This window comes from Treponema porcinum (assembly GCF_900167145.1).
Taxonomy (GTDB): Bacteria; Spirochaetota; Spirochaetia; order Treponematales; family Treponemataceae; genus Treponema_D; species Treponema_D porcinum.
In genome coordinates this window covers 35,448-56,634 of the sequence record NZ_FUWG01000006.1, presented here as the reverse complement: position 1 = coordinate 56,634, position 21,187 = coordinate 35,448, and the positions used below count along the sequence as shown (strand labels likewise).

Below are 21,187 nucleotides of genomic sequence, written 5' to 3'. Positions count from 1 at the left end.
TTTTTCACTTGACCAGACGCAATGATTTTTATATATTGATTCCTAAAATTGAGAATGCTTCTCAATTTTAGGAATTATGAATAACATTTCGTATCACACAGACCAGAAAAATATGATTTTCCGCTATTTTGAGCGCAACAACGACAGGCAGATTTCGGCTTCCGAAATAAAAGAAGAGCTTGCCGTAGCGAATCAGAAAATCGGACTGGCAACTATTTACCGGCATCTTGACTCTCTTGAAAAACAGGGTGTAATCAGGAAATTCGCCGATGAAAGCGGAAAAAAATCTTGCTGGCAATATGCCGGCGGTAATGAAAACTGCTCCGGTCATTACCATCTGAAATGCGAAAAATGCGGAAAAATCATTCATCTTGACTGCGGATTTGTTTCTGACATAGATGAGCATATACTTACGGAGCACCAGTTTACGATGGACCGGGCAAAAACGGTATTCTACGGAACGTGCGCCGCCTGCTCACAGTACATATAAAAACGGAAACTTCCATACTTTTTTTAAAGGAACAGGAATAATTATGAAATCATTAAAATCTTTTTTACTTTTATGTGTATGTGCGGCTTTTTTCTCCTGCACGCGCAAAAACCAGCCGGAAGCGGCTTTTTCCGTAACAGCATCAACTTTTCCCTGCTATGATGCCGCACGCGCAGTTTTAGGAAGCGCCGCCACAGACGGAACTGTCGGGCTTAAGCTTCTTGTAAAACCGGGAACGGAAGTCCATTCATTTGACCCGTCGCCGGCAGACATAATTGCAGTTCAGAAAAGCAGCCTTTTTATCTATGCAGGCGGCAAAAACGACGAATGGGTAGAAAAAGTACTTGAAAGCGGCGGCTCTGAAAGTCCGGCAAAAAAGCTCCGCCTTATGGAATTTGTAGAAACAGCGGACGAAATTTCGTTCGGGGAAGAAGATGCGGAAGACGAAGAAGAACATTCGCACGGAAAAGAAGCTAATTCTGCGGATAAAAGTTTAAGTGCGGAAAATCCGCACGAGCAGGACGAGCATATCTGGACAAGCCCGGCAAACGAACTGAAAATAATTGATGCCGTGTACGAAGCGCTCTGCGAAACGGCACGCAATGCCGGAAAACCGGAATTATGCGCCGCTTTTGAAATGAACGCAAATAAATATAAGGAAGAAATTTCTTCCGTTACAGAAAAAACTGCCGCCGTAATCGCCGCCGCGCAGGAACAGTACATCGTAATGGCAGACCGTTTCCCGTTCCTGTACTTTGCAAACTACTACGGACTTTCGTTCGATGCGGCTTTCAGCGGATGCAGCACCGCAGTTGAAGCCAGTACTTCAACTATTTCGCGCCTTATAGACACCGTAAAGGCAAAAAATCTGCCTGCCGTTTTCTACATTGAGCTCGGAAACCACAAAATTGCAGATTCCATTGCCGAGGCGTGCAATGTCAGCGCAATCGAGCTTCAGTCCTGCCAGAATGTAAGCAAAAAAGACTTTGATGCCGGCGAAACCTGGGTTTCACTTATGGAACGCAACGCCGCCGCACTGAAAAAAGGATTAAGATAATGGCATTAGTTGAATGTTGTGATGTTTGTGTACAGTACGGCGCGTTTGAAGCGTGTCGGAACGTTTCGTTCAGCATAAATCCCGGCGACTACGTATGCATCGTCGGGTCAAACGGTTCTGGAAAAACGACGCTTGTAAAAGCCCTGCTCGGACTGCTTCCTGTAAAATCAGGGAAAATACTCATTGATAAAATCCACACCGGCTACCTTCCGCAGCAGCACAACATTCAGCGCGATTTTCCGGCGAATGTGCGTGAAGTCGTCCTTTCAGGATGCCTTGGCGCAGGAGGACTTTTTTACTCAAAGGACGACAGGAAGAACGCAATGTTCCAGATGGAGCGGCTTCAGCTTCTTGAAATTGCGGAAAAACCGTTCAGTGACCTTTCAGGCGGACAGCAGCAGCGCGTCCTTCTTGCACGGGCATTGTGCGCGGCAAAACATCTTCTTGTCCTTGACGAACCTGTTACAGGGCTTGACCCGGTCGTTACTGACGAACTGTATTCAATCATCAGAAAACTTAATCAGGAAGACAAGATTGCCGTCCTTATGGTAAGCCACGATGTCCGCCGCGCCGTGCAGAATGCAACGCACATTCTCCATCTGAATAAATCGCCTGTATTCTTCGGAACTTCTGCGGACTATCAGAAAACACCGTTCTACAAAACAATGAGCCACGTAGAAGTCTGCGAAACGCATCTTGGCTACTGCGGAGATGATTGCGGAGCAAGCCACATCCACATTCCCGGAGAATACCACTATGATTGATTTTTTCAGCGCACTTTTTTCATACGGATTTATCATTCGCGCTTTTATTGCAGGAACGCTTATTTCGCTGTGCGCATCGCTTCTTGGAATTGTGCTTGTGCTGAAGCGGTTTTCAATGATTGGTGACGGGCTGAGCCACGTTGGATTTGGAACTATGGCAGTTGCAATGGCGTTTAACTGGGCACCGCTTGCCGTTTCCGTTCCGGTGTGCATTCTGGCGGCGTTCCTGCTTCTCCGGGTAAGTGCTTCTTCTTCCGGCGTAAAGGGAGATGCGGCAATCGCCCTTATTTCAAGCAGCGCGCTTGCAATAGGAATTATCGTTACATCCGTAACAAGCGGTCTAAACACAGACGTAACGGCTTTTATGTTCGGAAGCATTCTTGCCATAAGCAGAACAGACGTGATTATAAGCGTAACTTTAGGCGCAGTCGTCATCAGCCTGTTCGTTCTATTATACAACCGCATTTTTTTAGTAACGTTTGATGAATCTTTTGCAACGGCAAGCGGAATACGCTCGTCTGCATACAATGCGCTTGTTGCCGTTCTTACCGCCCTTACAGTTGTTGTAGGAATGCGCCTTATGGGTGCAATGATGATTTCAAGCCTTATTGTATTTCCTGCTCTTTCTGCAATGCGCGTATTCAAAAGTTTTCTGAAAGTCGTCGTATGTGCGGCGGTTCTTTCAATCGTCTGCTTTACCGCCGGAATGACAGTATCTTTTGCCTGGTCAACGCCTGCCGGAGCAAGCATTGTTGCCGCAAATCTTGCAGCATTCCTGATATGCTTTATCGCAGGAAAAACGCGCAGATAAAACTATTTTACAAGAGGGCGCACTTTCAATAACGGAGTATAGCCGGAATCTGTCATAAACTTCTGCCGTCCGTCAAAACGGCTGTACAGCATATCAAGAACCGAAACCATTTCGTCGTTATATTCCGGCGCTTTCTGCGTTCCAACAGCAGGTTTTCTGAACTGCGTACCTGCTTCCGGTGCAGTACCGATGTACGGATCTTCCGCCGAAACGTCCGGCAAAATCGTAGAATAATCACCGGAATTGTTCCAGTACATATATCCCCTGTCCGCAGAATCGCGCACGCCGAAAATCTGCTTCTGCACGTATTCGCTGTTATAATACTGCCTGTCGTAGCGCACGTTCAGGTAGAACGCCTGCACCCACGGACGGACAATCGCCCTGTTCCGCGCCATCACCGTGTTCCTATACGTTCCGTAAAAATAAATCCGGTACGTTCTGTCTGCAAACGGTTCTGTATCAAGAAAATCCTGCTCAAAGTGACTTGGATAGAACATAGGTCCTATAACGTCAACGTATTCTGCAAGCATTTCAACATCCTGACCTGTACGGGTTCCGCTCCTGTACCAGCCGTTCGCACCGTAAATATCAATTCCAATCGGAGCATCTATATTGCTTCTTGCATAGCGCAGGAAAGACACAAGAGCACTTTCCTTGTCCATACCGTCGCTTTTCCAGCGGTAAGAAGCCTGCGAAAGATTGTATCCGTCGGTCGGGAAACGTATGTAGTCAAACTGAATTTCGTCAAAACCGCGCGCAATAAGTTCCTTTGCAACCGCAACATTATATTCCCACACGTCAGGGCAGTACGGGTCTACCCAGTTTTCGTCGTAGTAAAGCGTATTTTTCCCGGTTACCTCGCCTGTTTCCTCGTCAACAATATCTTCGTATCCTTTTATTCCAAGCCACGGAGCATTAGTCTTGTAGTTCCACACGGAATATTTACTTCCGCCGAAAGAAGCAAGATTTCTGTCTTTAAATACGACAATCCGGGCAACAAGATACACGTTGTCTTTCTTGAATTCCTGCACAAAATGATCAAGGTTTACGGCATACTGCGTTACTTTTCCCTTTGACTTTACAAGAGGATCTTTTGTATCGTAGCGCAAAAGACCGTAGTCATCCTTCATATCAATTACAAGACCGTTAAGATTATTGTCTTTTATGATTTTCCTGAATTTATCAATTCCGCTCTGAAGACGGCACTGATAAGCCGAAGCATATACGCATTTTATACCGTCAGCCTTATCCGCATACGCCGTATGTATCGTTCCCGGATAAAGCATCCACAGTTCATTCAGGCATATTCCCTTTTTAAAACCTGTCCTGTTGTACGGAACCCACGCCGTATTTACAAATCCCGGAACGCAGGAAAAACTGTTCTTCCAGTCAGAAAGTTTTTCAGGAATACCCGGACTTGTAAGCGTATCTAAATTCAATGAGCCGATTGTTTCAATTCTTGTATAGACAAGCGTATTGTCAACAGTCGTAAGCGCATCGATGGTGTCAGCAGGTTCTTCACCGCGGTAAATGCATTCGCCTCGCTTTGTTTCCCAGTTGAACCTGTAAATTCTCGGGATGAACGTCTGCGACATATAAACTGTTACGCCGAACGAGCCGTCCGAATTCAGCTTCATTACAGGAAGGATGTCGGCAATTTCATCCGGCTGCGTCATAGTCGGCATAAGCTCAAACCCGGCAGAAACGTCAATCCATCCGGGATTTTTTGCATCCGGCTTTATATACGAAAGTCCGAAAATCGGATGGCTCATAAACACGACAAGTTCTGCGCCGGGACTTCCGTCCGCATTAGTTACAGGCATAGACGCTACCGCAACCGCCTTTATTCCAGAAGTAGACTTGCTCATCGAGCCGAGCGACTTCCAGTTTTTTCCGCCGTCGCGCGAAAGGTAGACATTGTCTTTTGTTGCCGTAACAATCTGCATAGAGTTCAGCGGATTTACGCATATATCTTTTAAGGTGTGAACGACTTTTTTAAACGAAGTGTTCTGTCCGTCATACTCTTTAATCGTCAGAAACGGCAGACCTTCATTCCTGAGTTCAAACGTTTCAAGGTCAGAACTGAAAAGAATTCCCTCTGTCGTCCTGAAATACCAAACTTCGTGGAATTTTCCGTCCTCGCTCGGAACTTCTGCACGTACAATCTGCTCTACCCCGCCGTCCGTCCACAACGGAATAGACTGATTGTTACTTGAAATTTTGAAAAGTCCCTTGTCTGAACCGGCAAGAAAAGTTTTTGTTTCGCTTATTTTTTCCTCCGGCACAACAACCTGTTCAGGAAGCTTGTACAAAGGCTTGATTTCTTTTGCAAATACATTATTAATCGAAAGCAGCGTTAGTAAAAAAAAGAGTATTGTAACCATATTCTGAATATCGACACATTCACACAAAAGTTAAATAAAAAAGCCCTGCCGCAGAATGAGTGTACTCCTGTGCGGAAGGGCTTTTCAGTTTTTCTGTTTTTAAGCCTTAAATAATATCTTTCAGCGCGTTGATGACGTCCTGGTCATAGATATTCGGCTGTTCTTCAAGTTTTGCTACGGCAGATTCCTTGTCTGTTCCGCCGCGGTACGATCTGCGGCTTGAAAGGGCATTGAAACTGTCTGCAACGCGGATAATGCGCGCAATCTTCGGGATTTCTTCGCCTTTCAGACCTTCCGGCATTCCTGAACCGTCCATATTTTCGTGGTGAAGGCGCGCGGCATCGTCAAAAATAGTCCAGTACCGCTTAGGAACAAACTGCAAATGCTCTTCTGCAAGACATTCGTGCCTGTTCAGTTCCTTGCGCTGCTCTTCTGTAAGGTTTTCCGCCTTTAAAAGTTCCGGATCAATACTCAAAAATCCTGCATCATAAACCATAGAGGCGCAGAAATATACCATTGCTTCGTGCTGGCGGATTCCCAGCTTGATTGCAAGTTTATATACAAGTTCGGAAACGTTCTTTGAATTGTTCTTGCGCCCCGTAACCTGGTCAATTCTTGCACCTAAATCTTCGCATTTTGCGGCAAGCTCGCGCAGTTCTTCCTTTTCTTCCGGCGTATCTTCCGGTTCCGGCAATGCACCCTGACTCCAGGTAGAACTTCCTGCAAGTTTCAGACCGTCATCACTGTAAAGTCCGGCAATTCCGCCAATCATCAGCTGGTTTGTCTGGCTCTGGTTCTGGGCAAGCAGTTTGAATGCTTCTACATACTGCTGCTGCTGAATTTGCGAATGTTTTGCCGCAGCGCGTACAACTACTACAATCAGCATAACGACAACAAGAATGATAAACGCAATTCCGATGACAGCGATAAAAATCATCATAAACTTTTTATCGTTCTTCTCATCGCGCGCATCTCTTTTTAGTTCGCGCTCTTCCGCACGCTCAAACTGCTTGCGGTTTTCTTCAACCATCTGCATTACTGCGCTGTTCGTAGCATCATTCGATTCCTGAATTTTCGTGTAGAATTCCTGCTGGTCTTTCTTTGTAGATGCCTTTTCGTCCGCAACAACCTGCGCTTCAATCTGGCGCACAAGTTTTGTAATTTCAGACGTATTCACTTCAGGGAACGTTTCAAGATTTGTCTTAAGCTCAATAAAATCCGCCTCGCTATATGACTTCTGAAGCAACTTAAGCTTTGTGCGGTAAATCGTCCGCGCAAGAACAAGCACGTTTGCAGGAACAACATCATCTTCACTTGTCTTGGTAACTTTCATCGCCATAGTGATGTTCTTGAACGCTTCAGTAATCTGCCCGTCATCAAACGCAGTTTCCGCCTTCTGAAGATACCGCTCGGAAAGATCAAACGTAGTTGTCTGGGCAAAAACCTCAGAAACAAATGAGAAACAGACGCACAAAATCAGTAATAAAAATGATTTATTTCGCAACATTTTCAGCTCCAATTGCCAGAATAAATCTGGTCCTGTTTTCAATTCCAGATGATTTTACAAATAAAGTATCTTTCACCCCGACGTTAAGACTAAGACGAACTTTCTCCATATCCGTAAACGGAACGGACATATTAAGTTCTCCTCCCATTGCAAGATTCATATCATCGTACGCAAGATGCGCAAGATAGTAATCAACGCTTCCTGAGAACAAAAGCGGTCCGGCCTTTGCGTGATCAAATCCAAGTCCGAAAAGCGGCGTTACAAACGTATCCGACAGGACGGATTTTTCCGTGCTGTTCATCGTTATGACGCCGGCAACGCCCGCCCTTCCAAAAAATTTCTTGCTAAGCGGCAAAAATCCGATTTTCGGCGCAAGGTAAACATTTCCAAGCATAGTATCGTCATTATTTGTAAACGGAATAAGAATTGCCTCGCCGCCTGCATCAAAACCGACCATAATTTTGTCAAACGTATACTCATAGGAAAAATCGCCGGAAATTCCGTATCTGAAAGAATCATAGCTGCTATCAGACTCGGTAATCAAATCACCGTTGAACATTCCGAATCTAACTTTCCAATACGTAGACGTATATTTATCGTTCTTATCCTTAAGATAGACAGAATCTCCCTCGGCAGTCTTTACAGACTGAAAGTCCTTTGCCGCAGAAACACGCTGTTTTGCCTTCTCGGTTTCAAGTTTTGCCGCGGCAATTCTCTTTCGCTCTTCAACAAGCGCCTGCTGTTCCTTCTGTTTTTCAAGGGCAGTAGCAATCGTCGAATACATTTCAACCGCATCTACATTATCAAGATCGTTGTCTATAATAACAAGATTGGCTTTCATTGCAAATACATATTCTTCCTGAATAATCAGATGGCGGACTTTCTTCATCGCATAATTTTCCAGAAGATAATAGTTCACATCATCCGCATTCTTTGAAAGAATAGAGTTCAGCTCATTCTCCGACTTGTTTGCAAACGCAATGTCTATCTCACGGTACAGGGAACTTACATACGCTTCCACAGAAAACACCGGCACAGAGAATGACACAAGGAAAACAAGCAGAACTGCAATCTTCTTTATATTTATGATGCATTTTTCCATTGAACACCGCCTAGAACAGATTTACACGAATACCTTCCGATATCTGCGGAACAAGATTCTTTATAGACTCCGATCCGCTGCTGATAACGTCCGTAGGAATAAACCACAGGGAGAATTCCGTATACAGAGAGAACGTACTGAACATCTTGAGTTGCGGGAACGTAACCTTAGGGAATTCAACCTGAGCCAGAAGGGCAGAAAGTATCTGCGCCTCGCCGCTTGCAGATTCATTGAACCGCGTAAAGTTAGCACCGACTGCAATATTTGCAGAAAGCCACTCAAAATCACGCCCTAAGAAATAGGCAAACGGAATATTGGCAACATTTGCAAGAATTTTTATTCCCATAACATTATCACCGCCGTAACGCATATCGCTCTTAGAGAAAATATCCCGTTGTGCCTGCGTAAACTGTCCCCACTGGAACTGAACTTTTACAACGTCATCAAAGAACGTAAGTCCTACGCCGATATCAAATAGCGTTGCACCCCAGAATTTCCAGTCAAAATACAATCCCTGAATGAAGGAAGGAACCTGATAAGATGCCTTGTCGCCCTTTCGAAGTGAAAGAGTTACGTCATTCAAGCCTATATTATCGCTTGAAAGTCCGCTAAACACAAGCTGCTGGTTATACCGTCCGCCGGCATCAGGTGCAATCAGCCTGACTTTAGGAGAAGTATTGTCTATCTGAATTATTGCACGGTCGATTGCAACTTCTCCGTTACGCATTGTTGCGCGAACAAGCATAAAGTGGAATCCTTCCGGCAAATCGTGATTTTCAATACGGTACATCCATTTTTCAGCTTTTGAAACCTGCTCAAAAGTCTTTCCGTTGTCAAAACTGACTTCAATTTTTTCAACTTTCTTGCTGTTGATGGCATCTTTCTGCTCTTTCGTTGCTTTTTTCATCTTTGAAAGAAGCAGCTCTTCCTCATCAAGAGAATATCCTGCGTGACCTTCAATATACGGACGGTCGATTGCAAAATCACCATAGCTGAAATTATCTATCGTAATCCATGGTCCGACGTTAGAATATTCCACCGTCTGGACGCGAGATTTTATAACTGAACCGCCCTCAACGCGTGCATCTACACGGTAGCGGTGCGTTCCGGCAGAAATAATCTCCGGAGTAATTGCAAATTTAAAGTAACCGGTCGGAAGAAGCTGCGTATCTGCAATGAACGTATCGTCAATATACAACGCAAGGCTTTCAATAGGCTTGTCCGCAGACGCTTCACCGTAAATATTGAATACACCCTGCTTATGTTCTCCGTTCAGCGGATACAGCAAGTCAACGACTGCAAGCGGCTTGTTCTTGTTCAGCATAACGTTACGGCTTACGTGAGTAGCGTTTCCTGCCTTATCAAGAGCCGTAAGTTCAATATTATACGAGCCGTTTTCAAGCAAAGAAAGGTCAAGCGTCTTTGCAATAATCCGTTCAAGCTCAAAATTGACGCGCTGCATACTCCGCGGAACTGATTTTCCGTCAAGACTGCGCACCGTTACGAACATTTCCGTAATATTTACGTTGTCAAATGCGTAGCCGCTGAAGAAAAGCGGTCCTGTCGTTGCAGAATAATCAAGCGGATAGTCAAGAATCATCTCCGGCGCAAGATTGTCTATATTTATCAGGCTTGAATACAATCCCTGAATTCCGTATTTGTCGAATACTTTTATGAACACAACGTTCGTGCCGTTCGGAATGGCGCGCGTATCAAACGTATACGACCATTCTTCCGTACCTACAGCGTCATTGTAGGAGTTTCCGTTATCAAGAGAAACCTGAACTTTCGCAATGCCGTTCTTGTCGGATGCGTTTCCGCTTATGGTGATGACATTCTTTACGGACGTATCAATGGAAGGCGTTACGACTGCGCCTTTCGGTTCTTCCGTAGAAACACGGAATACACGCTCGGCAACAGGACCTTTTACGCCGTTAGTATCAACTGCATAAACGTAAATAGTATGCTCGTTGTCTACCATCGTACTGAAGTCAATCGGAATGGCAAAACTCGTGCGCTTCTGGTCATAGTCAACAGAAATCTCTGTGCCGTTCTCATCATAAGCAGGCGGAGGAAGCGGATCTTCCACCCGTATATATTCGCCGCGGTCAATCCGGTAATACACCATTGAAGGACCGTCATCATCATATACAACGCCGGAAATCGTAAAGTCACGCGTAATGACTTCATTGTCGCCCGGCAGGTGAATTTCTGCTACAGGAAGGTCAGACTTGCTGTCTATCATAAATTTATATGATTCAATCGTGGCAACATTTCCTGCATCGTCAACAAACTCAAACGACATTGCATCATCAATCGGCTTATCCGCCGTACCGATATGCGTCGTAACAAAATTACCGTATTCAAGTTCAACGCGGCTCTGCGGAACTTTTGCTCCCGGAGGTGCAATGTAATATATCTTTTCAAGGCTTCCGTCATCGTATGCCCTGAATGCAATCAGATTGTCGCCGTTTACAACAGCCTCGTCGCCAGGAAGAACAATCTCAACTTCCGGAGGAGTTGTATCGCGGTGGACAGCTGTCCTTGCGTAAGAAACGTGTCCGGCAGTGTCAAAAACGCGGACGTCAAGACCGATAAGACCGTCTTCCAGATTGGAAATATCTGCCGTTGCGCTGAACGTTGCTCCCTGCGCACCTTTTGTTACGGAAAGGCTCAGCGGACTCCACGTAACGCCTCCGTCAATAGAATATTCTCCGTTCTTCACGCCTGACGGATCAACTGCCGTTCCTGTAATGCGGATAGAACGCTTCACCCAGGAATGATTTTGCGGTGTTGAAATTACAACTTCCGGCGCGCCTGAATCTACAATGAAATTCACTGCCTGAGAAGTGTATGAAATGCCGTTAATATCTTTTACGCGAACCTGAACTCCGCGATAAGAACCGTCCTTTTCCGCCTTTACGGAAACATTGTTTCCGTTCCGCTCCAGAACAAGACCGTCCATAGCCGTTACAAGAGCTGCATCGGCAAGTTCCGGCACGTTCGCATAGAAATTGAACGGAATTCCTGTGTTCATAATGTAACTTCCGGTATCCGTGTCAAAGAACGTATCGTCAGTTTCCATTGCGTATACGGCACGCAAATCATCTGTCTTTTCCTTATCAAGCGGACGAACGATTTCAAATGAACCGGTTAAATCATACGAAAGACCGGCTGCCTTCACCGAAATTTTTATCGTATTCACACGGACAGGAAGTCCCGAAAGCGGAATTTCCACTGTATAGCGGTCAGTTCCGTCCAGAGCTTTTACAGTCTTTACAGAACCGCTCTGGTTAGAACCGCCCGGCACTGCCTCTCCGGTAATTTCATAGTTTACGGAAGAAACTGCCGCCGCCGTATCAATATATGCCGTAAGCGTTGCAGAAGAACCGAAAGGAACTTCAACCGGCATTCCGCTCATATATGCGCTTCCGTTTATGGAAGCAATTGCTGCAGAAAGTTCATAATCACGTGAAGCCGTATATTTTGAAGAGTACGATTTTTCTGCGGCAGTTACTGTTGCCGTAAGGGCATTTGAGCCGAACGTCATATCGCTGCGCTTAAATGCACCGAAACTCCTGTCAAGTTCTCCCTGATAAGCAGCCCCGTAATATACGTCAACGCCGTCTGCCCAAACAAACATCGGTGCTTTTGCAACAGCCGCCTTTCCGTTAGGAAGAGTTCCAAGTTCCGGGATATTACGTATGCACACGGCAGATGCAGCCGTATTTCCGCCTGCACTTTCTGCAACAACTTCTATAAAGTAAATTCCGTATCCAAGTTCAAGGGCATTAAACGGAATGCTGAATGAACGTGATGCAGGAAGTTCCGTAAGTTCCGATTTTACGACAGGCTCAAGCGCATTCACCGCACCGTTTGCCATAGCCGCACGCGCACTGAATATCCTGTAGCCAAGCTTTCCTATTCCCGTATCGCAGGAAACAGTACCTGTAACAGTCAGTTCGCCGGCACTTCCGTCAACCGCAGAATCTTCAGAAGCCTGATTTATCTTAACGACCGGGAATGACGTATCATTTTTAAAGACAATCTGCCGGGACTCGTAGCGCAGTCCCTGATCCGTAGTTACGCGGACTACAACTTTTTCTGATGAACCTGTAGCAGAACCAGGAACAAGAACAATCTGATTTCCGTGAAGTTCAGCTTTTGCAAACGGAGTAGAAGGAACAATCTCTGCCGTCCGCGCATTTCCGCCGATAAAATAGCCGCTCGCCGGGAATTCCTTGTTATTGATGATTACGCCGTCCGCGCTTACCGTACTGTCATCAAATACAACGGCCGGCGTATTTGACGTTACGACTGACGTATTTATGACGCGGAACATCGTCTTATAATTCTTAGTTCTTCCGGCAGTATCTGTCGCGCTTACATATATGCGTACTACACCCTTAGGACAATCCGCTCCCAAAGGAATTACAATATTCTGAGACGTTCCTCCGTTCGGAGTATATTCGTACAAAACAGAACCGTCTTTTCCCCAGCGGACTTCTGCCGATACCGCAGAAAGTCCCAGCCCGGACGAAGCGGTAATCTGGAACGAAGCACCGTCTTCCGGATGAACGGACATTCCTGCCTCAACCGCACGCGTATTTTTTCCGCCGATAATCCGAAGCTCGGAGAATGACGGAACTGCACCGCGAGCCGTAAAAGTAACGGAGAACGGATCGCCTTCAACGCCGTTTCTGTCTGTTGCAACGACAGTTACCGTATGTTTTCCCGGAGAAAGTTCCGAACCGTCAATCAAGTCTCCACAGAAAACGCCTTTTGTTTCTTCTATAATCCAGTCGTTATTGTCAATGCGGTATTTTACAGACTGAATTCCCTCCCTGTCCTTTGCAATACCGCGGACAAAACATTTTTCGTTAGTTTCAAGGAATGTTTCCACCGTAGGGTACACAATTTCAACAACCGGCTTATCAAGTTTCTGATTAAGAAGAATATTTCTTGAAACTGATACGACATTTCCTGCCCTGTCTTCGCCTGTTATCGTAAATTTCCGTGAAGAATCAGAAGAACCGATTGTATCAAACACAATGCTCCAGTAAGGATTCCCTGGAACAAGATCAAATTCGCCGGTTTCCTTGCCGAATGTCCAGGTAAGCTTTGTTACCCCGATAGAATCTTTTGCAATTCCGGAAACGGCAACTTTTCCGTACTGAACTTCCTTTTCTTCCGGAGTTACAATCTGAATGTCAGGCTTTGTGTTGTCTATAAAATAAAGGAATGAATAAACACCTGTAGAACCGGCATTATCAAGTGCCTTAAACCAGATGACGGCAGGACCGTCCTTGAATTTTCGCGTATCTACGGAAATAGTAAAATATTTTATTCCCTTCTTTTCAGAAAGACGAATGTCCTTAAACGTTTCGCCGTTATCTACAGAATATGCAAGATTTTTTATTCCGTTTCCGTCTGAAACCGCTCCGCTGAACTTCACCGTACCGGACACAAGTTCGCCCATAGAACGGTTCTGCACTTCCGTTACCGGCTGGCGGCGGTCAAGATTCCAGGTCAATGAAACAGGATTTCCTGCAAGACCGTTTATATCAGTACCGATAACTTTTATTGAATGTACGCCTTCAGAAAGTTCCGTAGTATCAAGATAATATGACCAGAATTCCTTTCCGCTTGCACGAACCGGATGTTCTTCGTCTCCGTCAAGAATCAAGTCGACATACTGAACCGCATCATCATCCACACAAGTTCCGACGATGTTAAGGTTTCCTATAATACGCATATCCTGATGAGGATTTGTAATTCCGCACACAGGAAGATCTGATTTCGGGTCAACATAAATATTGTACGGACCTTCAATAAATTCATTTCCTCCAAGGTCCGTAGCCGTTACAAGAATGTTATATTTGCCTTTTTTCTTTCCCTCTAGATTGAACGACTCCTGCCAGCTCTCTAAATTCTCAACGTTTATTTCCTCAACGTCTTTTGAACCGTGAGAAAAAGCAGCCTGTACCATTAAAAAAGTACACACTGCCGGTATAAAACATTTCCAGAACTTTTTTTGATGCTTCATCAAGATCACTCCTTTGTGAAATATGTCTCCATTTTATAGTACAATCTTTGAGTTGACAAATTTTCTCTTTACTATTAACGACATAAAATATATAAAACTTGAATTTACATACAAAATACGGTACGTTTTCAGGCGGAACAATCTGAATTCCAGAAAGGCGGAAAAAAATATGGAAGATACACTGTTTAAGGAAAAAATAGCGCAGTTTCAGAAACTGTATGACGAAAGCAGCCGCATTGTATTTTTCGGAGGAGCAGGCGTTTCTACAGAAAGCGGCATCCCGGACTTCCGGAGTCAGGACGGTCTTTACAACCAGAAATGGCGCTATCCGCCGGAAGTAATAATCAGCCGCAGTTTTTTTAACTCAAATCCAGAGGAATTCTTCCGCTTCTATCGCGAAAAACTGATTGTAAAAAACGTACAGCCGAACACCGCGCATAACGTCCTTGCAAAAATGGAATCTCTGGGAAAACTAAGCGCCGTCGTCACCCAGAACATCGACGGACTTCATCAGGCAGCAGGAAGCAAAAACGTATTCGAACTTCACGGAAGCGTCCTGCGCAATTACTGTATGAAGTGCGGCGCACCGTACAACATTGATTTTATAGAACAAAGCAAATCAGAGGCTGACGGCGTTCCGCACTGCACAAAATGCGGCGGAAAAATAAAGCCGGACGTCGTCCTGTACGAAGAAAGCTTAAATCAGGAATGTATAAACGGAGCCGTAAAGGCAATTTCAGGCGCAGACCTTCTTATCATAGGCGGAACATCGCTTGTCGTCTATCCGGCGGCCGGACTCATAGACTACTACAGGGGAAAAAACATCGTTCTTATAAATAAATCAGAAACGGCAAGCGATTACAAAGCGCATCTTGTCATACACGAATCAATCGGAAAAGTCTTGGGCGCGCTTAAAATCTAAAAACAGCAGCAGAAAAATCAGGACTGGCATACAATTACGTTGTAAAGGCGATCTAAATCCTGCCTGCTGAAATAGTCAATCTGAATTGAACCTTTGTCTACAGTTCCCTTAAGAATGACTTTTGTTCCGAACACTTCGATGAACTTCTGCTCGATTTCTGCAATGTCAGGGTCTTTTTTCTCCGGCTTTTTAGCAGGCTTCTTTGCAGATGCGCGGCCGCCGTTATTATACTGCTGGGCAAGTTCTTCCGTATCGTGAACGCTAAGTCCGCTTCCTATAATTTTCCCGAAAAGAATGCGCATATCGGCAACGTTCGTAACCGAAAGAAGCGCACGTGCGTGACCGGCGGAAATCTGCCCTTCAACAAGCGACTTCTGCATATCTTCCGGGAGCTTTAAAAGACGGACAGCGTTTGCAATCGTAGGACGTTTTTTTCCCACACGGCGCGCAACGTCTTCCTGAGTTAAATCGCCCAGCTGCATCAAATCGTAATACGCCTGCGCTTCTTCAATAGGATTAAGGTCAGAACGCTGGATGTTTTCGATGAGCGCGACTTCAAGCTTCTTTATTTCGTCATACTTCCTGATTTGGACAGGAACTTTATCAACACCGGCAATTTTTGCGGCGCGCGTACGGCGTTCTCCGGCAATAATATAGAAATTATCACCGTCAGTTTTTTCTACAAGAATAGGCTCAATGACGCCGTGTTCACGGATAGAATCGGCAAGTTCTTCAAGTTCCTTCTGCCGGAAGTCCTTTCGCGGCTGCTTTGGATTAGGAATAAGAAGGTTCGGGCTGACCCAAAGACCGCCGTTTTCGTCAACTTCTATTCCGGCAGGAAGTCCTGCAGTCGGAGTAACGGCGGCAGAACGGCTTTCTGCGGAAGAAAAGCCGTTCACAGCAGAGTTTATTTCTTCATTCTGTTCAGCAGGCCTTCCGCCTAAAAGCGCATCAAGCCCTCGTCCTAATCCACCTTTTTTAGCCACGTTTCATTACCTCTTCTGCAAGCTTTGCATAGCTTTTTGCGCCGGCACACTCAGGATCATAGCTGCAAATAGGAAGTCCGCGCGACGGTGCTTCCGAAAGACGGACGTTTCGCGGAATAATCGTATTGAAAACAACGTCCTTAAAATAAGATTTAACCTGCATTACAACGTCCTGTGCAAGACGCGTACGCGAATCATACATAGTAAAGAAAATTCCGCCGATTACAAGCTCCGGATTTATGCTTTTCTGAACATTGCTTACGGATTTTAAAAGAAGCGTAATTCCTTCAAGTGCAAAATATTCGCACTGCATAGGAACAAGAACAGAATCAGCTGCGGCAAGACCGTTCAGCGTTAAAAGTCCGAGTGACGGAGGACAGTCAATTAAAATATAATCGTAAACGTCACGGAACGGTGCAAGTGCTTTTTTAAGGAAGAACTCGCGGTTATCCTGCTCTACAAGCTCAATAGCCGCACCAGACAGGTCGATTGAAGCACTGATTGCATCAAGTCCGGCTACAGGAGTATGTTTAACCGCTTCCTGCGGAGAAGTAAGCCCTGCAATCAATTCGTAGATAGTCGGCTTATCCTTTGAAACGCCGACTCCGCTTGACATATTTCCCTGAGAATCAAAGTCAACAAGCAGGACTTTTTTACCTGCCAGAGCGATATATGCGCCGATATTTATGCAGGAAGTTGTCTTTCCAACTCCGCCTTTCTGATTGACAAAAACAAAACACTTACCCATATGCTTCAATATATCATTTTTTTTCAAAAAGGTATACAGTAAAAAAACTATGATTATTTCCGCAACCTTTTCAAAACCGTCAAAAAACTGCGCCGAAACGCTGGGAAAACCGTATACGCGCATAAAAATCCGCTATGCCCACAGTTCGGGAAAAACGCCGTATTTTGCGGAATCATTCACCGAAACACAGGCATTCCACTCGCAGATGACGGAGGCGGAACTTGACGAATTCATCAAGGAAAACGCCGGAAAGACGTTCAAAAACTGCGTCATAAGGACAGAATCAGAAGAAACGACCATTCTTGCAAACAAAAAAGGTGAAATCACCACGCTGAAAAAGAAAATTACCAGCACGAACGTTTTTTCTTCGCAGAAAAACGGCAGAAAAAACGCAGGAACGGCAATGAACATCCTTTCAAAAAGTGCAAACCGCACAAAAAATTACCTTATTCCGGAAGGTACGCCCGTTCCGTTCCTCGTGCTTTTAGGAATAATGACGCCGGAAGGAAAAATCATCTCGTCAAAGTACGATAAATTCCGCCAGATAAACCGTTTCCTTGAATTTCTTGACGACATTCTTCCGGCGGTTACCGGGCAGATAAAAGGGCGGACTTTAAGAATTGCAGATTTCGGCTGCGGAAAATCGTACCTGACATTTGCAGTGCATTATTTTCTTACCGAAATAAAAAAAATTGACGCAGAAATTATCGGGCTTGACTTAAAACGCGACGTAATCGAATACTGCTCGCGGACGGCAGAACGCCTTAATCTTAAAGGACTCAGTTTTGACACCGGAAACATCGCAGACTATTCATACAAAAACGAGCCGGACATCGTAATTACGCTTCACGCCTGCGACACCGCCACAGACTACGCGCTTGACTACGCAGTAAAACACGGATGCCGCGCAATCCTAAGCGTTCCGTGCTGCCAGCATGAGCTTAACGCACAGCTTGATGAGAATAAAAAACGCTGGAAGGCAGAAAATACCGTTCCCCAAGAATTCGAACCGCTCTTGAAATACGGTCTTATAAAGGAACGTTTTGCGTCGCTGGCAACAGATGCGCTCCGCGCAGAATATCTAGAAAAATCCGGCTATTCCGTACAAATCCTGGAATTCATAGATATGGAACACACGCCGAAAAACCTGCTTATCCGCGCACTGAAAAAAAATCCGTCCGCAGACAGGCAGAACCCCGGCAATACAGGAGCAAAATCACTTGCAGAACGGCTGAACGTAAAGCCAAAACTAAAGAAACTGCTCGAAATTTAACATCATTCTATAAAACAAACGACTCAAGGAAATCGGCAATTCCGTCCTCGGCATTGCTCTTTCGCGTAACAAAATCAGCCTTGTCCTTTATGTATTCTAGACCGTTGCACATTGCAACGCCGTAACCGCACTGAACAATCATCGATTCGTCGTTCATACTGTCGCCAAAAGCCATCGTCTGTTCGCGCGGAATTCCAAGATAGTCTGCAAGCCACAAGACAGCCTGGCCTTTTCCAACACCGTGCGGCATTACCTCAAGGAAAAACGGCTTGCTGATAAAAACGTCCGCCTTTCCCTCAAGTTCCTTCTGAAGCTGCGGCTGCCATTCGGAAATCCGTTCAGGCTCTGCCGGAACAAGCATTTTCGGACGCGGACTGTCTAAAAACGCTTCGTAATCGTCTACTTTCTTAAAATGAAGTCCGCACATTTCCGCGTCCTTCCGCGCCCAGGCTGAATCTTCCCCGGCATAAATAGTTGACGGATCATATACAACCGCCGCCATACCGCGCTTTTTTGCCTCGTGGTAAACGTATTTCAGAATGTCGCTTGCAAGAGTGTGCGAATAAATCGGAAGGCGCGTATGAAGGTCAAGAACGCTCGCACCGTTTATTCCGATTAAGTATCTTCCCTGCTGAGTACCGGCAATATCAAGGGCGCGGACATACGGAAGAATTGCGTTTTCTGCACGCCCAGAACAAAGAACGATATATATTCCTTTTTCAGCCGCTTTCTGGATTGCGGAAACAGTTTTCGGTGAAATTTTCAAATCGTGATTTAAAAGCGTGTCGTCAAGATCAAAGGCTATGACTTTTACATTCAGTTTTTGTGACGGGAGTTTCATAACCTCAGTATAGCAAATAGAACGGAATATGGTCAAATCGGGAAGAAAAAGCGATTAAAAAGAGAAGAAGAAACGCAAAACCAGGAAAAAACCTCTGTTTTTTTGCAAAAACGCAGTTTTTTTATTTACAACATTTTTTTACAGGAGTATGCTTTTATCTGCCTTAAGTTTGCGTTGCAGACTTTTTATAAAACGGGAAAGTGTAATAAAAATTCTGCCTGAAATAGCGTCAGATTTTTTATTCACAAGTTCGCGTTGCGAACTTCCCTATCAATTGCTGTTCCCGCCGGAAGCTTGCGCTGCAAATTCATTTCATTATGGAACAGCATAAGAAGTCAACCCGGAAGTTGTCAGGAACATTTGCTTCCGACCTTCCGCATTAACTTTTATGGGAGGAAATATGACAAATGAAAAAGCAATTAAAGCACTTCGTCAGATTAAGACGTATTGCGCCGCCACAATGCTTGATGAACTAGATTACGTTCTTCAAGTAATGGAAAAACTTGAAAAAAGCGGAATTAAAAATCCGCTTGAAACAGACTTTACGAAACTACAGGAAAAATAAAAGGACAGAATTATGATCGGAACTTTTTGGTCACTAGTACCTGCAATCGTTGCCATTGCACTGGCACTCATCACAAAGGAAGTATATTCCTCTCTATTTATTGGTATTCTTATCGGCGGAGCATTCTACTCCGGACTTTCGTTCACAGGCTTTATCACCCACGTCTTTCAGGACGGAATGGTTGTGCAGCTTTCAGACAGCTGGAACGTCGGCATCCTGATTTTCCTTGTCGTACTTGGAATTATGGTCTGCCTTATGAACAAAGCAGGCGGTTCTGCCGCATTTGGAAACTGGGCTAAAAAACACATCAAGTCTAAAGTCGGTGCGCAGATAGCAACAATCTGCCTTGGAATACTGATTTTCATCGATGACTACTTCAACTGCCTTACGGTAGGTTCTGTAATGAAGCCGGTAACTGACAAATACGGCGTTTCAAAAGAAAAACTTGCATATCTCATTGACGCAACGGCAGCACCAGTCTGTATCATTGCACCAATCAGTTCCTGGGCAGCAGCAGTTTCGGGATTTGCCGGAGAAGGCGAAAACGGACTTGCCCTGTTCATCCGTGCAATTCCGTTCAATTTTTACGCACTTTTTACCATTATATTTATGTTTGCGCTCGTCTTTATGAAATTTGAATACGGCGAAATGTCAAAATATGAAAAAGCTGTTCAGATTATGAACGAACCTACGGATGACGATGACGACATTCAGGGAACAGGAACAGTCTTTGATCTTGTATTCCCGATTGCAACCCTCATAGTTTTCTGTACGCTGGGGATGATTTATTCAGGCGGATTTTTTACACCGCTGATTGAAGGCGAGGCTGAAGGTGAAATGGCAGCAAACCCTGCGTTCCACAATTTTATTGAAGCATTTGCAAACAGCGATGCGTCAATCGGTCTTGTTTTAGGTTCGTTTGCGGCACTCATCATAACGCTGTTTGTTTACGGAATACGCAAAGTCCTTTCATTCAAGGCGTGTATGCTGTGCATTCCGGACGGATTTAAGGCAATGGTACCGGCAATCCTCATCCTGTCTTTGGCGTGGACGCTTAAAGCAATGACAGACAGTCTTGGCGCGGCAGACTACGTTGCAGGAGTTGTTGCAGGAAGCGCACAGGGATTCAAGAACTTCCTTCCGGCAATCATCTTCATAATTGCCTGTTTCCTTGCATTTGCAACAGGAACATCCTGGGGAACGTTCGGAATTCTCATTCCGATTTGCATTGCAATTTTCCCGGTAGGAGATGTACTGCGCATAATTTCAATTTCTGCCTGTATGGCAGGAGCTGTATGCGGTGACCACTGTTCCCCGATTTCCGACACAACGATTATGGCAAGTGCCGGCGCACAGTGCGACCACGTAAAGCACGTTGCAACGCAACTTCCGTACGCAATTTCAATGGCAGTAATTTCATTCCTTGCATACATCGTAGCAGGATTTACTCACTCCCTTGGAACAGTTCCAAGCTGCCTCATTTCGCTTGCATTCGGAATAGCGGCACTTGCAGGATTTTTAATCGTAATGAAAAACAGGACAGAAAAATAATTTCTGACTGAAAAGAAAAAATGACGGCGGACTTTTTAAAAGTCCGCCTTTTTTGTCTGCAAAAAAAACATCACTAAAGAATCATCAAAAAGTTTTTATTTAAATCACCCATAAAAAATCTGAAAATTTGTTTAAAATAA

15 protein-coding genes are annotated in these 21,187 nt (G+C 45.0%); 8 read left to right on the top strand and 7 right to left on the bottom strand.

The features are described 5' to 3' along the window. Positions 1 to 76: 76 nt before the first annotated feature. From B5D55_RS04730 to B5D55_RS04715, 4 genes are read left to right on the top strand one after another with little or no spacing between them, the layout of a single operon-like run. A complete protein-coding gene (locus B5D55_RS04730; protein WP_078932843.1) occupies positions 77 to 490 on the top strand; it encodes a Fur family transcriptional regulator in 414 nt (137 codons plus the stop codon). A 43-nt stretch (positions 491 to 533) separates the two neighbouring features. Next, entirely contained in the window at positions 534 to 1,547 is a 1,014-nt protein-coding gene (locus tag B5D55_RS04725; protein WP_159446156.1) for a metal ABC transporter substrate-binding protein, read from the top strand. Next, the gene (locus tag B5D55_RS04720; RefSeq protein ID WP_078932841.1) at positions 1,547 to 2,311 is read left to right on the top strand and encodes a metal ABC transporter ATP-binding protein; all 765 of its coding nucleotides are present in this window, start codon (positions 1,547 to 1,549) and stop codon (positions 2,309 to 2,311) included. The genes B5D55_RS04725 and B5D55_RS04720 overlap by 1 nt, the downstream gene beginning before the upstream one ends. Then, positions 2,304 to 3,122, top strand: a complete 819-nt coding sequence (locus B5D55_RS04715; RefSeq protein ID WP_078932840.1) for a metal ABC transporter permease — start codon at positions 2,304 to 2,306, stop codon at positions 3,120 to 3,122. Before B5D55_RS04720 ends, B5D55_RS04715 begins: the two co-directional genes overlap by 8 nt. Positions 3,123 to 3,124: 2 nt before the next feature. On the opposite strand, the gene B5D55_RS04710 is transcribed toward B5D55_RS04715, so the two are convergent. From B5D55_RS04710 to B5D55_RS04695, 4 genes are all read right to left on the bottom strand, one after another. Further along, positions 3,125 to 5,506: a putative glycoside hydrolase gene (locus B5D55_RS04710; protein WP_078932839.1), complete on the bottom strand. Its 2,382-nt coding sequence runs from the start codon at positions 5,504 to 5,506 to the stop codon at positions 3,125 to 3,127. A 106-nt stretch (positions 5,507 to 5,612) separates the two neighbouring features. Then, the gene (locus tag B5D55_RS04705) at positions 5,613 to 7,013 is read right to left on the bottom strand and encodes an HD-GYP domain-containing protein (RefSeq protein ID WP_078932838.1); all 1,401 of its coding nucleotides are present in this window, start codon (positions 7,011 to 7,013) and stop codon (positions 5,613 to 5,615) included. Continuing rightward, positions 7,000 to 8,115 (bottom strand): hypothetical protein, encoded by a 1,116-nt coding sequence (locus tag B5D55_RS04700; protein WP_078932837.1) that lies wholly within the window; start codon positions 8,113 to 8,115, stop codon positions 7,000 to 7,002. The genes B5D55_RS04705 and B5D55_RS04700 overlap by 14 nt, the downstream gene beginning before the upstream one ends. Before the next feature lie 10 nt (positions 8,116 to 8,125). After that, positions 8,126 to 14,104, bottom strand: a complete 5,979-nt coding sequence (locus B5D55_RS04695; RefSeq protein WP_159446155.1) for an Ig-like domain-containing protein — start codon at positions 14,102 to 14,104, stop codon at positions 8,126 to 8,128. Positions 14,105 to 14,330: 226 nt separating this feature from the next. Between B5D55_RS04695 and B5D55_RS04690 the strand changes: the two genes are divergently transcribed. Then, a complete protein-coding gene (locus tag B5D55_RS04690) occupies positions 14,331 to 15,083 on the top strand; it encodes an NAD-dependent protein deacylase (protein ID WP_078932952.1) in 753 nt (250 codons plus the stop codon). A gap of 17 nt (positions 15,084 to 15,100) precedes the next feature. On the opposite strand, the gene B5D55_RS04685 is transcribed toward B5D55_RS04690, so the two are convergent. Beyond that, on the bottom strand, positions 15,101 to 16,069 hold the full coding sequence (locus B5D55_RS04685; protein ID WP_078932835.1) for a ParB/RepB/Spo0J family partition protein: 969 nt from the start codon (positions 16,067 to 16,069) through the stop codon (positions 15,101 to 15,103). Beyond that, on the bottom strand, positions 16,062 to 16,817 hold the full coding sequence (locus B5D55_RS04680; protein ID WP_078932951.1) for a ParA family protein: 756 nt from the start codon (positions 16,815 to 16,817) through the stop codon (positions 16,062 to 16,064). Before B5D55_RS04680 ends, B5D55_RS04685 begins: the two co-directional genes overlap by 8 nt. A gap of 49 nt (positions 16,818 to 16,866) precedes the next feature. On the opposite strand from B5D55_RS04680, the gene B5D55_RS04675 reads away from it, so the two are divergent. Then, a complete protein-coding gene (locus B5D55_RS04675; protein ID WP_078932834.1) occupies positions 16,867 to 18,090 on the top strand; it encodes a class I SAM-dependent methyltransferase in 1,224 nt (407 codons plus the stop codon). A 7-nt stretch (positions 18,091 to 18,097) separates the two neighbouring features. On the opposite strand, the gene B5D55_RS04670 is transcribed toward B5D55_RS04675, so the two are convergent. Next, positions 18,098 to 18,931: a Cof-type HAD-IIB family hydrolase gene (locus tag B5D55_RS04670; protein WP_078932833.1), complete on the bottom strand. Its 834-nt coding sequence runs from the start codon at positions 18,929 to 18,931 to the stop codon at positions 18,098 to 18,100. 400 nt (positions 18,932 to 19,331) lie between these two features. On the opposite strand from B5D55_RS04670, the gene B5D55_RS11715 reads away from it, so the two are divergent. Then, positions 19,332 to 19,496, top strand: coding sequence for a hypothetical protein (locus B5D55_RS11715; protein ID WP_200805285.1), 165 nt, complete (start codon positions 19,332 to 19,334; stop codon positions 19,494 to 19,496). Between the two features lie 12 nt (positions 19,497 to 19,508). Continuing rightward, the gene (locus B5D55_RS04665; RefSeq protein ID WP_078932832.1) at positions 19,509 to 21,047 is read left to right on the top strand and encodes a Na+/H+ antiporter NhaC family protein; all 1,539 of its coding nucleotides are present in this window, start codon (positions 19,509 to 19,511) and stop codon (positions 21,045 to 21,047) included. Positions 21,048 to 21,187: the final 140 nt, after the last annotated feature.